The sequence below is a fragment of the Mesorhizobium sp. WSM4817 genome, from assembly GCF_055811135.1.
In genome coordinates this window covers 213,859-226,530 of the sequence record NZ_JBVVQQ010000004.1, presented here as the reverse complement: position 1 = coordinate 226,530, position 12,672 = coordinate 213,859, and the positions used below count along the sequence as shown (strand labels likewise).

Genomic DNA, 12,672 nt, shown 5'->3' with positions numbered 1-12,672 from the left:
TGGAGCGGGCGGCATTTTAGTCAAGATGTCGCTAATATACCGGAACTGGGCGCAGCAGCAGGTAGGCAGGCCGCCATTGCACAGCCGCCCTGCGACATGCGAGTTTGTCAACCAACTGGCTCATTATGGGAGTCTCGTCATGTCCATTCGCCGGATTGCGTTGACCTCGGCAGCGGTGACGCTTGCCTTCACAACCCTCGCCCAGGCCAGGCCGGACACCCGCGCCATGACCTGCCAACAGACGCAGGCGCTAATCCAGAGCCATGGCTCGGCGGTGCTGACCACCGGCCCGAACACCTATGCCCTCTACGTCCGCCGGTACAGCAATGCGTGCGACGGGTCGTTAATCCCAGCGGTAGGGTTTGTGCCGACGCTCGATGGCCAGTGCTTGGTTCATCGATGCAGAGAGCCGCTCTCCACTCCTCCCGGCTGACGGTGACGAGCATAGCTATTCTGCTGCGCCTTTCGGCAGGAAGCCCTTGGCCTCAAGGTCGTCCACTGTGAGTTTCTGGACATAGGCAGCGACCATGCGCCTGTCTGCCTTTGGGTCCTTGGAACCGAGTCACATCATCGGCGTTACCGGCCAACCAAACGCTGCCAACGATATGGAGGAACGCGCGTGATCGAGTTGACCGAGACGGAAAAGCGCTTTCTCAAGCGCGTTGACACCATCACTCACGTTCCCTGGTCGAACAAAGTCACAGCCGCAGATGCCAAAGGCAAGCCCATGCGTATCGCAAGGGCAACGTTTGCCCGATTAAGAGACGACGGTATCATCATCCGATCTACAAGCGACCTGACCTCGAACACCTACGTCATTAATCCTGCACCCGTGACGCCACAAGTCGAGGAAGTGCAGGAAGCGTCCTGATCGGGCGGGGATTAGCAAACCCGCAAAGCCGGGGGCCTTGCGGGATCGCCCAGGATTTCACTCGGCTCTCAGTACCTGGTGTCTGATCAACCAGTCACGAATGATTAATCGGACGGCTTCAGGTCGCGAAACATCATGCTCGGCAACAAATTGATCGACGCCCGCCAGCATGTCCGGTTGAAGGCGGACCATGATCGGCACACCCTTTCCGGTGGGGGCCGGGCCGCGCCGTTTCTTTGATATCACGGTTTCTTGCTTTGGCATAAAAACTCTGATATCAGAATTCCCGTTCTTGCGGAAGCGCTAGAGCCTCACACACAACCGAATTGGAGAAGATCCGATGCCGAACACCCTTGTTCGGGCTGTCGCTGAAGGCATGCCCGATGTCAACCGCCGCCGCCTTCTGCTTGGCCTCGCGGCTACTTCAACCGTCGCTGCCGTGGCGGCGGCCTTGGCTTCCGCTTCAACGATCATCGACGCGACCGCAGCGCCGTCTGTCGCTGACGCGATCCCATCTACGGGCAAAGAAAGTCTCGACGCATTGCTGCTGCAGCTGCCGCCGGGAGAGGCGCACCGATTGAGGATAGAATTTATTGCGATCATCTCCACTGTCAGAGAGATGTGCGCCCGAGGCGAAGATCGCCAATCGATCAGGGATTTTGTCAGAACCCGGTGTCAGCAAAACGAGATGGACTGGAAGAGGGAACAGGGAATATGAGCACCGCACCGATCGAGATTGAACGGAAACCAACCTGATGCCCCGCCTTCGCGAATGCCCCTTCGACAACAGCCGCGATCTCCAGGTCGAGCATTTCAACGGCGACGACTATCACGTCAAGTGCGAGCGCTGCGGCGCACAGGGCCCGACTGCAGACACATGGGCGGAAGCCGAGCGTCTTTGGAACGCCCGCGGCAGCAGCGACAAGCACTAACCCGCACACCAGCAAGCCCGCTGCCCTCGGTGGCTTATCGCCGTTTGGCCTTCGCCAGTTGCAGCCGCAGCCATTGCCAGCCCCAGTTCACCAGCGATCTGATCAGCCGCATAAAGGCCCCCTCCCATGTCGCGTCATGTCGCGTGGACCTGCCGATAGTCGCAGGAAGGTCCGGGAATGCAAGGGAACTGTCCGGAGAACCCGGTGCTTCCCGTGGCGGGCCTTCACTGGCGTCCAATTTGTTGCAGCCTTGCATCCAGCGCAGCCTTTGCTTGGACAAACTGCTCGCAGTTCTGTTCTGCCACCTTATAGAGTGCTTCTGCGATCAGCCTGAGGCGAGTCGGGTATGACAAATTCTCAAATCGCTTGGCGGGCGTGCCCAGGTTTCTCCCTAGACATGCGAAATACCATCTGACGCACTGTGGTGAGGCGTTTGCCTCGTCCTGGGACATCGCACACAGGCCGGCACCAAAGGCTTGGCCGGAGAGTGCTAGCGCCGCAATCACAGCGACAGCTTTTATGTGCAAGTGCGTCTGGAGCAGATATGTGCTCATGGGTTCAACCAGTTTCGTTGTCCGGCATTTTGGAACCCCACCGGAAGTGCGGTGTCGCGCGCGTTGTAAATACCCTTGCAGCTGGGGCAAAGGTTGTGCCCCCCCTGTGCCATGCGAAATCTGGATTTGAAGACCTCGGGTCTGTTCGCAAGTCGGACAAAAGGGTAGCGAAGCTGGCTTGCCGTCTGGGTTAATCCCATAGTTGTACTGGCGAACCCGGATCGTTTTCACCTTTCTGACCGAGAGCACCTTCAGGCGCTTTATCTCTGCGTCCCTTTCCTGGATGGCTTCACGTGCATCAGCCAGCGCCATCTTTGCGTCGCTTAAGGCCGAATACAACTCGGCGATCTTCAGTTTGAACTCAGCGTCAGCGAACGATTTCTCAAACTCTCGAAGCTGCTTGGCTATCTCCAGCGCCTGTCCGACCGCAGCTAACCCGCCGACGATATCCATTCCACTCCCCACCTTTCCGAGCGACAACGCGCACCCCTAGCGATAGTCGCAGGAAACCTTTGGAAAGCAACAAGGCGGGTCCGGCTCACGCCGAATCTGTTCGCTGAAATTCGCGGGGGTTTATTCGGCGGATATTCGATGAAATCAGGCCAAGGAGGCTTAAGTGTTTGATTTGCTGGTACGCCCAAGGGGAATCGAACCCCTGTTACCGCCGTGAAAGGGCGGTGTCCTGACCGCTAGACGATGGGCGCGCTCAGATGTGAGCGCTTATAGTTGCGTTGCACCAAACCGGCAACCCGTCTGCCGCTACCTGCGACAACTTTTTTCGGTGACCGCAAAACCGACGCGGCACCGTATGCCGTCCTGAGACGGCACACTGCGGGCGTTGCATGGACGAGAGGAAGAACCAGCCGTTACCGCCGCCGACGGCAGCGCCAGTTCCAGTCGCGCTCGGGACCGACATCGATGTGAACGGATTCGGTATGGCAGTACGTGCCGACGCCGCCGCGCCCTGGCATGCTGCGAATGTAGCTTGCCAGTTGCGCTTTCGAGACGCCTGGAACCTGGATGTCGGCAGCGGCGCAATACATGTGCAGCGAATTCTTGGCGCCGTTGGCGCGGCGATTGCGGGACGGATCACGATAGCCGGAGGTGACGATCATCTTCTTGCCGTAGTGGCCCTCGATCGTCTTCAGCACGCGGACCAGCGAAGGTTTCAGGCAGGCAACGTCGACATTCTCGGTCTGCTTCAAAAGACCGTTGGGCGCCAGCCGGGCAAGACCGGGAGCGTATGCCACCTGATAGGCGCCGCCTTCATCCTCATTCAGATCGACGTCGCTGTCGTCGTCGAGGCCGGATTTGCGCTTGATCTCGAAAAGCGCGGTCTTGCGCACGCCAGGCAGCGCGTCATCGGTGAAACGGCTGGTATCGCCGAGCGAAGCCAGTTGCACCGGCTTTTCAGCCGTTTTGGCCGAGGCCAGGGTGATGGCGGGTTTTGCCGCCGCCTTGGGCTGTGCGGCCTTGGGCTGCGCCGCCGGCGGCTGCTCGCCCGACCTGTTGCTGGCCTGCGGGGCAGGTGCTGCCGAGGCGGGCGTGGCGCTGAACAAAGAGGCGAGGAACCCCTTCTTCTTCGGCGCATAGGCCTGCGGCTCTGCGGCGGTCACATAGACCGGGTTGTTCATCGCCGGCGCGGCGGAGTTCGGCGCGGCGGTGCCGGCATCGGCGGTTTCAGTCTTCTGCGCAGCAGCGTCGGCCTGTGCAACCGTCTGCGCCGCCTGTGGCTGCGGCGTCTGGCCCGCAGCCGCCTCTGCGCCCGCTTTAGCCGGGATGGGGAAGCCGGCATCCGATTTGGCGCTTCCCTGGGGGGCCTGCGCCCCTGGCTTGGCCGCTGGGACATGAGCGACCTGCTCGGGAAGGCTTGCGTCGCCCCTGGCGGTCATCGTCATTTGTGAAGTCGTCATCTGCGACGATGAATCAGTGGTGACCTGTTGGCTGCCGGAGGCTGTGTCCGGTGCCGAGGCATTGTAGCCGGGCATGCCGACGGACAGGGATGGGTCGCCGGCCGAGGTGCAGGACGCCAGGAGCACGGAGAAAAGCGCGGCCGCAATGGCGCGACTTTCTCCCTTCGCGAGGCGCGATCCTGCTGATTTCAAAACCAAATTCCCCCTCGATGTCCGGTCGGTACTTCATTGGCGGCACCGAAACGTCTCGCCGCAATAAACCCTTGTCCCCGAACGGAAACGAGACCTGTGTCAAATCCGCAAGCCCCAGAGTATTTCGACGGCTAGAGAAGAATCGGGAGTGCTTAAGGGTTGACGAACCCATTTCGCCCTCTTTTACCGGCGCGTCAACTCACCACACATTACAGAAGGTTACACTCGCACCTTGACATAGGTGCCTGGCGCATCGCCCAGGGTTTTCATGTGCTTGCCGGGTTTGCGGGCCGGCACGCGGGTGTCGTCCCTGGCTTCGACCCAGCGTTGCCAGTGCGACCACCAGGAGCCGGGATGGTTGGTGGCCTTGGCGAGCCACTCGTTGAAGTCGCCGGTTGGCTTGCCGCCGGTCCAGTAGTGATATTTCTGCGCCGCCGGCGGATTGACGACGCCGGCGATGTGGCCGGAGCCGGCGAGGACGTAGTCGACCTCGCCGCCGAAATATTTCGAACCGAGGAACACCGAAAGCGCCGGCGCGATATGGTCTTCCTTGGAGGCGAGGTTATAGACCGGGATGGTGACATCCTTCAGCGATACGACGTGGCCCGCCAGTTCCATCTCGCCTTGCGAAAGTCTGTTCTCGAGATAGCAATTGCGCAGGTAGAAGGAATGATTGGCTGCGGCCATGCGGGTCGAATCGGCGTTCCAGTAGAGCAGGTCGAAGGGCAGGGGATCCTTGCCGCGCATGTAGTTGTTGACGACATAGGGCCAGATCAGGTCGCCCGAGCGCAGCATGTTGAAGGCGGTCGCCATCTTGGTGCCGTCGAGATAGCCTTTCTCGTTCATCGCCTTTTCGACGGCCGCGACCTGCTCCTCGTCGACGAACACTTTCAGGTCGCCGGCATGGGTGAAATCGACCTGCGTGGTGAAGAAGGTGGCCGATTTGATGCGGTGGTCGCCCTCCTGCGCCAAAAGCGCCAGGGCGGCTGCCAGCAACGTGCCGCCGACGCAATAGCCGACGGCGTTGACGTCCTGTTCGCCGGTGGCCTTTTCGATCGTATCCAGGCCGTATTGCAGGCCCTCTCTGATATAGGCCTCCCAGCTCTTGGTGCCGTGCCGCTCGTCCGGGTTGATCCAGGAGATGACGAAGACGGTGTGGCCCTGCTCGACGGCCCAGCGGATGAAGGATTTTTGCGGGTTGAGATCGAGAATGTAGAATTTGTTGATCCATGGCGGGCAGATCAGCAGCGGCCGCTTGAGCACGGTTTCGGTCGCCGGATCATATTGCAGGATCTCGGCGACGTCGCTGCGGCCCACCACCTTGCCGGGTGTCGTGGCCAGGTTCTTGCCGATCTCGAAGGACGAATAGTCGGCCTGCCTCAGTTTCAGGTCGCCCTTGCCGGCGGCGATGTCCTCGGCCAGCATCTTCATGCCGCGCACCAGGTTTTCGCCATTCGAGGCGATGGTCTCGCGAAACAGTTCCGGGTTGGTCAGGATGAAATTCGACGGCGAAATGGCGTTAGACACCTGCTTGACGTAGAAACCGGCCTTGTGGCGGGTGTGCTCGTCCAGGCCATCGGCGTGTTCGACCAGGTCGTTCGCCCAGCGCGAGGTGACGAGATAGGCCTGCTTGAGGAAATCGAAGAAAGCGTTGCGGCCCCATTCCGGGTCCTGGAAACGCTTGTCGCCGGGCTCGGGCTTGAACGCGCCTTCGGCGTCTTCGCCGCCGTCGCTGAGGCGCTGGATGGAGTTGGCCCAGACGGTCATGTAGCCGGAGAACAGCCGCGTTTGCGCCTCCAGCGCGCGTTGCGGATCGGAAAGCCAGTATTCGCTGAGTTTGGAGAAGGTTTTCACCATATCGACGACCGGCTCGGCGACATGGTCGCGCACGTCGCCTTTCTCGCGCGGCTCGGCCCATGCGGAAGCCGCCTTGCCGGCCTGCTCGATCATGCGGGCCATGTTCAAGGCGAAGCGCTCCGGATCCTTGACCAGATATTGCTCGACGGTCGAAGGCCGGTCATCTTCCGCTTTGCCCGAATCGGGTGTTTTGGACATGGTTCGCGGGGTTCCTCCCGAAGCGTTTTCTTGACATAGTATCATGGCACATCCAACAGGGTCCAACGCGCTCTATCTTGGCTGCCCGGGAAACAATATGACGACTGATACTGGCAAGACTGTTTTTTCTGGCACTGGTCGTTTTTGCCGCACAGGCGCGGCGGTCGTCTTTTTGGCGATCGCCGGCTGTTCGAGCACCAACATCGAGGGCGCCGCGCCTGTCGCGGCTACCGACGGGCCGAAGAACACCGGCGCCTATCCCAACCTGAATATCCCGCCGCAGGCGGCGGCGGAGCAATTCACCGAGGCGGAAAAGAACGCCAAGCTCGCCCAGTTGAAGGCGGAGGCACAGGCGCAGGGCTCAAAGGGCGGCGCGGTCAAGGTCGCGAACCCGGCGGCGCTGAACACATTGGCGAAGCAGCACGGCGCCGATGCGCTGAAGCAGATCGAAGCCAAATGCGATGCCGCCCTCGACCCTACCTGCAAATAGGATTATATCGCGCGACCGACAACCACCTTTGCCAAAACCACTTTGACCGTCTGGAATTGAACCCACCACTGGAAACGACATGGAAGAATTTCACAAGGTCCGCCGGCTTCCGCCCTACGTCTTCGAGCAGGTCAACCGGCTGAAGGCCAGTGCCCGATCGCGCGGCGCCGACATCATCGACCTTGGCATGGGCAATCCGGACCTGCCGACGCCCAAGGCCATCGTCGACAAATTGTGCGAGGTCGTGCGCGACCCGCGCACGCACCGCTATTCATCGTCGCGCGGCATTCCGGGCCTGCGCCGCGCCCAGGCCAATTACTATGCGCGCCGTTTCGGCGTGAAACTCGACCCGGACACGCAAGTGGTGGCGACGCTGGGCTCGAAGGAGGGCTTCGCCAATATGGCGCAGGCGATCACCGCGCCCGGCGACGTGATCCTGTGCCCAAACCCGACCTATCCGATCCACGCTTTCGGATTCATCATGTCTGGCGGCGTCATCCGCTCGTTGCAGGTGGAACCGGACGACGGCTTCATTCCGGCGCTGGAGCGCGGCATCCGCCATTCGATCCCGAAGCCGCTGGCGTTGATCCTCAATTATCCGTCGAACCCGACGGCGCAGGTCGCCTCGCTCGATTTCTACAAGGAGGTGGTGGCCTTCGCCAAGAAGAACGACATCATCATCCTGTCTGACCTTGCCTATTCGGAAATCTATTTCGACGGCAATCCGCCGCCCTCGGTGCTACAGGTGCAGGGCGCGATCGACGTGGCGGTCGAGTTCACCTCGATGTCGAAGACCTTTTCGATGCCCGGCTGGCGCATGGGTTTTGCCGTCGGCAACGAGCGGCTGATCTCGGCGCTGACCCGGGTGAAATCCTATCTCGACTACGGCGCCTTCACGCCGATCCAGGTGGCGGCGGCGCATGCGCTCAACGGCGACGGCGCCGATATCGCCGAAGTGCGCGATATCTACCACAAGCGCCGCGACGTCATGGTCGACGCCTTCAGCCGCGCCGGCTGGGCCGTTCCGGCGCCGGCGGCGTCGATGTTCGCCTGGGCGCCGATCCCGGAGCCGTTCAAGCATCTCGGCTCGCTCGAATTCTCCAAGCTTCTGATCGAGCACGCCGACGTGGCGGTGGCGCCGGGCGTCGGCTTCGGCGAGCATGGCGACGATCATGTGCGCATCGCGCTGGTCGAGAACGAGCACCGGATCCGGCAGGCGGCGCGCAACATCAAGCGCTTCCTGGCGTCCAGCGCCAAACAGCCCAACAATGTGGTGCCGCTCGCCGCGCATCGTTGAGTTGCCCGATACCACATCGACCAAATCCTTGAGGGGCGTCGCCGGACATGGCTGAAGCGTTGCGTGTTGGAATCGCCGGTCTCGGCACCGTCGGCGCGTCGGTGGCGCGCGTGCTGCGCGACAAGGCGGCGGAACTGACGCGGCAATGCGGCCGCGAGATCGTCGTGTCAGCCGTTTCGGCCCGCGATCGCAAACGCGACCGCGGCGTCGATCTCGACGCGGTCAAGTGGTTCGACGATCCGGTAGCAATGGCGCAGACCGCCGAGATCGATGTCTTCGTCGAGCTGATCGGCGGCGACGAAGGGCCGTCGCATTCATCGGTGAAAGCCGCGCTTGAAGCCGGCCGCCACGTCGTCACCGCCAACAAGGCGCTGCTCGCCAAGCATGGCGTGGCGCTGGCCGAGACCGCCGAGAAGAAGGGTGTTCTGCTCAATTACGAGGCGGCGGTGGCGGGCGGTATTCCGGTCATCAAGACGATGCGCGAGGCGATGGCCGGCAATTCGGTGACCCGCGTCTTCGGCATTCTCAACGGCACCTGCAACTACATCCTGACCCGCATGGAAGCCGAGGGCCTGTCGTTCGACGACTGCCTGAAAGATGCGCAGCGGCTGGGCTATGCCGAGGCCGACCCGACCTTCGACATCGAGGGCCACGACACCGCGCACAAGCTGTCGATCCTGACCAGCCTTGCCTTCGGCACGAGGATTGCCGCCAACGACATCTACATGGAAGGCATTTCCAACATCAGCCAGGCCGACATCCGCGCGGCCGGCGATCTCGGCTACCGGATAAAGCTGCTCGGCGTCGCCCAGCGCACGGAAAGCGGTATCGAACAGCGCGTGCACCCGACCATGGTGCCGACGGCCTCGGTCATCGCGCAGGTGCACGGCGTCACCAATGCCGTGGCCATCGAAACCGATATTCTTGGCGAGCTTTTGCTCTCCGGTCCCGGTGCCGGCGGCAACGCCACCGCATCGGCGGTGGTCGGCGACATTGCCGACATCGCCAAGAGCCGGCCCGGCTTCCAGCACGGTCCGGTCTTCGGCCTGCCGGCGAAGGAATTGCGGCCGTACAAGAAGGCGCAGATGCGCAGCCATGCGGGCGGCTATTTCATCCGGCTGACCGTGCATGACCGCATCGGCGTCTTTGCCGCCATCGCCAAGCGCATGGCCGACAACGACATTTCGCTGGAATCGATCGTGCAGCATGCCGCCGGGCCGGATACCGCCTTGCAGAAGACAGTGATCCTCGTCACCCACGAGACGACGGAAGCGGCGGTCCGCAGGGCTGTCGACGGCATCACCAGGGACGATCATCTGACCGACAAGCCGCAGGTCATCCGCATCGAGCGGGCGGAATAGGCGTATCTCTTTTCTCCTTCAATCGATTGATATCGTTGTGTTTTCAAAAAAGACCCGCTGAGGTCTTGCTGTTGTCATGGAGCTTTGACACAACCGGCGCGCCTCTGGCGGGAGGCAATGTGCCAACGAGGATTGTCCACCGATGAACGTTGCCCAGAACATCGTCGCCGGCCTCGACCGGATACTCACAATGGAACTGGTGCGTGTCACCGAACGCGCCGCCGTTGCGGCAGCCAGATTGCGCGGACGCGGCGACGAAAAGGCCGCCGACCAGGTCGCGGTCGACGCGATGCGCGAAGAGCTCAACCGCCTCGCGATCAACGGCACGGTGGTGATCGGCGAAGGCGAGCGCGACGAGGCGCCGATGCTCTATATCGGCGAAGAGGTCGGTTCCGGCAAAGGCCCGGCGGTCGATATTGCGCTCGATCCGCTCGAAGGCACGACGATCTGCGCCAAGAACCTGCCCAATGCACTGGCGGTCATCGCCATTGCGGAAAAGGGCAGCCTTCTGTTCGCGCCCGACGTCTATATGGACAAGATCGCCATTGGCCCGGGTTATGCGGACGGCGTCATCGACATCGATGCCGCGCCCGCCGAAAACATCGCCAGCCTGGCAAGGGCCAAGGGCGTGGCGGTGTCGGAGATCACCGCCTGCATCCTCGACCGGCCGCGCCATGGCGCGCTGATCGAGGCGGTGCGCGCCACGGGCGCTGCGATCCGGCTGATCGGCGATGGTGACGTCGCCGGCGTCATCCATACCACCGATCCGGACGAAACCGGCATCGACATCTATCTCGGCACCGGCGGCGCGCCGGAGGGTGTGCTGGCGGCGGCAGCGTTGCGTTGCACCGGCGGCCAGATGCAGGGAAGGCTGATCCTCGACACGCCGCAAAAGCTGGCGCGCGCGGCGAAGATGGGCATCCTCGATCCGAAGCGGGTCTACCGCGCGCAAGACATGGCGCGCGGCGACGTGCTGTTCGCGGCAACCGGCGTGACCGACGGCAACATGCTGGCCGGCGTCAAGTTCGGCCGCAATTTTATCACCACGCATACGATCGTGCTGCGCTCGTCGTCGCGCACCGTGCGCGAGATCAAGGCCAGGCACCAGGATCTGGAAAAGTTTTGATTCCCGACTCGGCTGGCCGTCGCATATCGTGAGAAATGACAATCCGCAGACGGCGCGTCGCATGACGGGCGAAAACCGTATCTTCCTCGATGTCAGGCAGTCGGCATCAGGTGTTTCCTGGGAGCACCGGTTGACCGAGCGGCAGGACATGACCGCGCTTGCCATAGCGCAAGGCTATGGCGTGCCGGACATCGTTGCGCGCGTGCTTGCCGGGCGCGGCGTGACCGCCGAGCAGACCGAGCGGTTCCTGGATCCGACCATCCGCGATCTTTTGCCGGACCCGGCGTCGCTGACTGACATGGACAAGGCCGCCGCCCGCATCGCCGGGGCAGTCGTTGCCAGGGAAAAGGTGGCGATCTTCGGCGACTACGATGTCGACGGCGCCGCCTCGTCGGCGCTGCTCAAGCGGTTCCTCACGCATTTCTCGGTGCCTGCGGAGATCTACATACCGGACCGTATCTTCGAAGGGTACGGCCCCAACCCGGAAGCGATGCGTGAACTCGTCTCGCGCGGCGCGACGCTGATCGTCACCGTCGATTGCGGCACCAACAGCGCCGTATCCATCGACGCGGCGAACGCTGGCGGCGCCGATGTCGTGGTGCTCGATCATCACCAGCTCGGCGGTCCGCCGCCGGCAGCGGTTGCGGTCGTCAATCCCAATCGCGAGGACGACCTTTCGGGGCAGGGCCATCTTTGTGCCGCCGGCGTCGTCTTCCTGGCGCTGGTGCAGACGGCGAAGATCCTGCGCGGCCGGTTGCCGGATGCCGCACCGCCGGACCTGCTCGGCTTGCTCGACCTCGTTGCCCTGGCCACCGTTTGCGACGTGGTGCCGCTGACCGGCGTCAACCGCGCCTTCGTGGTCAAGGGACTGCAGATCGCACGCCAGCAGAGGAACGAAGGATTGGCGGCATTGGCGCGGGTCTCGCGCATCGGCGAGCCGGTCAGCACCTTTCATCTGGCCTATCTGATCGGCCCGCGCATCAATGCCGGTGGGCGCATCGGCGACGCAGCACTCGGCAGCCGCCTGCTCGCCACCGACGATCCCGTCGAGGCCCGCACCATCGCCGAGACGCTGGACCGGCTCAATCAGGAGCGGCAGCAGATGGAACTGGAAATGCTGGCCGCGGCACGCGTCGAGGCCGATGCCGAGCTTGCCGGCGGCAACGGGCCAGCCATCGTCGTCACCGCCAGCTCCAACTGGCATCCCGGCATCGTCGGCCTGCTGGCCTCGCGGCTCAAGGACCATGCGCGCCGACCGGCTTTCGCCATCGCCTTCAACGCCAATGGTGTCGGCACCGGGTCGGGCCGTTCGGTGACGGGCTTCGATCTTGGCCGGCTGGTGCGCGAGGCGGCCATTGCCGGGCTGATCGTCAAGGGCGGCGGCCATGGCATGGCGGCCGGCATCACGGTGGAGCGGGCGAAACTTGGCGCGCTCAGGGCCTTCTTCGAGGAACGAGCGGCGGCCGAGGTGTTCCGGCTGCAAGGCGAGGAAAGCCTGGCGATCGACGGCGCGCTGGCCGCCGAGGGCGCGACGCTTGGCCTGCTCGATGCACTGGAGAAAGCCGGCCCGTTCGGCGCCGGGCATGTCGCACCGGTCTTCGCGCTGCCGCGCCATCGCCTTGCCGATGCGAGGCCGGTCGGCACCAATCACATCCGCGCCGAGTTGCAGTCGGAAAGCGGTGGCCGCATCCAGGCGATCGCGTTTCGCGCCGTCGACACGGCGCTCGGCGAATTCCTGTTCAAGAACAGGGGCAAGCCGGTGCATGTCGCCGGTTCGCTGTCGGGCAATCACTGGAACGGCAACCGCACGGTGCAGTTCCGCATCGTCGATGCTGCACGCGCCTGAGGATAGCTTCCGTTTTCTGCGCGGACCTTCAGTTC

At 62.9% G+C, this 12,672-nt stretch carries 13 protein-coding genes and 1 tRNA gene; 9 read left to right on the top strand and 5 right to left on the bottom strand.

The features are described 5' to 3' along the window. Positions 1-139: 139 nt before the first annotated feature. Positions 140-433 carry a hypothetical protein gene (locus AC0L2K_RS08120; protein ID WP_128172286.1) on the top strand — a complete coding sequence of 98 codons (294 nt, stop codon included), beginning with the start codon at positions 140-142 and terminating at the stop codon, positions 431-433. A 186-nt stretch (positions 434-619) separates the two neighbouring features. Further along, complete coding sequence (locus AC0L2K_RS08115) at positions 620-871, top strand: hypothetical protein (RefSeq protein WP_287247135.1); 252 nt, start codon at positions 620-622, stop codon at positions 869-871. Between the two features lie 57 nt (positions 872-928). On the opposite strand, the gene AC0L2K_RS08110 is transcribed toward AC0L2K_RS08115, so the two are convergent. After that, the gene (locus tag AC0L2K_RS08110) at positions 929-1,063 is read right to left on the bottom strand and encodes a ribbon-helix-helix protein, CopG family (RefSeq protein WP_023802594.1); all 135 of its coding nucleotides are present in this window, start codon (positions 1,061-1,063) and stop codon (positions 929-931) included. Positions 1,064-1,211: 148 nt separating this feature from the next. Here AC0L2K_RS08110 and AC0L2K_RS08105 point away from each other — a divergent pair, with 148 nt between their 5' ends. Together AC0L2K_RS08105 and AC0L2K_RS08100 are read left to right on the top strand one after the other, a co-directional pair. Then, entirely contained in the window at positions 1,212-1,589 is a 378-nt protein-coding gene (locus AC0L2K_RS08105) for a hypothetical protein (RefSeq protein WP_473531073.1), read from the top strand. Positions 1,590-1,626: 37 nt separating this feature from the next. Then, positions 1,627-1,803 (top strand): hypothetical protein, encoded by a 177-nt coding sequence (locus AC0L2K_RS08100; protein WP_473531072.1) that lies wholly within the window; start codon positions 1,627-1,629, stop codon positions 1,801-1,803. A 224-nt stretch (positions 1,804-2,027) separates the two neighbouring features. On the opposite strand, the gene AC0L2K_RS08095 is transcribed toward AC0L2K_RS08100, so the two are convergent. From AC0L2K_RS08095 to phaC, 4 genes are all read right to left on the bottom strand, one after another. After that, the gene (locus AC0L2K_RS08095; protein ID WP_473531071.1) at positions 2,028-2,810 is read right to left on the bottom strand and encodes a hypothetical protein; all 783 of its coding nucleotides are present in this window, start codon (positions 2,808-2,810) and stop codon (positions 2,028-2,030) included. 176 nt (positions 2,811-2,986) lie between these two features. Continuing rightward, positions 2,987-3,061, bottom strand: a tRNA-Glu gene (locus tag AC0L2K_RS08090). A 162-nt stretch (positions 3,062-3,223) separates the two neighbouring features. Then, the gene (locus tag AC0L2K_RS08085) at positions 3,224-4,468 is read right to left on the bottom strand and encodes a YcbK family protein (protein WP_473531070.1); all 1,245 of its coding nucleotides are present in this window, start codon (positions 4,466-4,468) and stop codon (positions 3,224-3,226) included. Positions 4,469-4,681: 213 nt separating this feature from the next. After that, on the bottom strand, positions 4,682-6,517 hold the full coding sequence (phaC, locus tag AC0L2K_RS08080) for a class I poly(R)-hydroxyalkanoic acid synthase (RefSeq protein WP_473531069.1): 1,836 nt from the start codon (positions 6,515-6,517) through the stop codon (positions 4,682-4,684). 172 nt (positions 6,518-6,689) lie between these two features. Between phaC and AC0L2K_RS08075 the strand changes: the two genes are divergently transcribed. From AC0L2K_RS08075 to recJ, 5 genes are all read left to right on the top strand, one after another. Next, positions 6,690-7,007, top strand: coding sequence for a hypothetical protein (locus tag AC0L2K_RS08075; protein ID WP_473531068.1), 318 nt, complete (start codon positions 6,690-6,692; stop codon positions 7,005-7,007). 79 nt (positions 7,008-7,086) lie between these two features. Next, the gene (locus AC0L2K_RS08070) at positions 7,087-8,304 is read left to right on the top strand and encodes an LL-diaminopimelate aminotransferase (protein ID WP_027156255.1); all 1,218 of its coding nucleotides are present in this window, start codon (positions 7,087-7,089) and stop codon (positions 8,302-8,304) included. A gap of 47 nt (positions 8,305-8,351) precedes the next feature. Beyond that, positions 8,352-9,665, top strand: a complete 1,314-nt coding sequence (locus AC0L2K_RS08065) for a homoserine dehydrogenase (protein ID WP_473531067.1) — start codon at positions 8,352-8,354, stop codon at positions 9,663-9,665. Positions 9,666-9,807: 142 nt separating this feature from the next. Then, a complete protein-coding gene (glpX, locus tag AC0L2K_RS08060) occupies positions 9,808-10,791 on the top strand; it encodes a class II fructose-bisphosphatase (RefSeq protein ID WP_023801039.1) in 984 nt (327 codons plus the stop codon). Between the two features lie 61 nt (positions 10,792-10,852). Next, complete coding sequence (gene recJ, locus AC0L2K_RS08055) at positions 10,853-12,637, top strand: single-stranded-DNA-specific exonuclease RecJ (protein ID WP_473531066.1); 1,785 nt, start codon at positions 10,853-10,855, stop codon at positions 12,635-12,637. Positions 12,638-12,672 lie beyond the last annotated feature (35 nt).

Coding starts and splice junctions, on each gene's coding strand:
- AC0L2K_RS08120 (WP_128172286.1), top strand. CDS start 140: ATGTCCATTCGCCGGATTGCGTTGACCTCGGCAGCGGTGACGCTTGCC.
- AC0L2K_RS08110 (WP_023802594.1), bottom strand. CDS start 1,063: ATGGTCCGCCTTCAACCGGACATGCTGGCGGGCGTCGATCAATTTGTT.
- AC0L2K_RS08105 (WP_473531073.1), top strand. CDS start 1,212: ATGCCGAACACCCTTGTTCGGGCTGTCGCTGAAGGCATGCCCGATGTC.
- AC0L2K_RS08100 (WP_473531072.1), top strand. CDS start 1,627: ATGCCCCGCCTTCGCGAATGCCCCTTCGACAACAGCCGCGATCTCCAG.
- AC0L2K_RS08095 (WP_473531071.1), bottom strand. CDS start 2,810: ATGGATATCGTCGGCGGGTTAGCTGCGGTCGGACAGGCGCTGGAGATA.
- phaC (WP_473531069.1), bottom strand. CDS start 6,517: ATGTCCAAAACACCCGATTCGGGCAAAGCGGAAGATGACCGGCCTTCG.
- AC0L2K_RS08070 (WP_027156255.1), top strand. CDS start 7,087: ATGGAAGAATTTCACAAGGTCCGCCGGCTTCCGCCCTACGTCTTCGAG.
- AC0L2K_RS08065 (WP_473531067.1), top strand. CDS start 8,352: ATGGCTGAAGCGTTGCGTGTTGGAATCGCCGGTCTCGGCACCGTCGGC.
- glpX (WP_023801039.1), top strand. CDS start 9,808: ATGAACGTTGCCCAGAACATCGTCGCCGGCCTCGACCGGATACTCACA.
- recJ (WP_473531066.1), top strand. CDS start 10,853: ATGACGGGCGAAAACCGTATCTTCCTCGATGTCAGGCAGTCGGCATCA.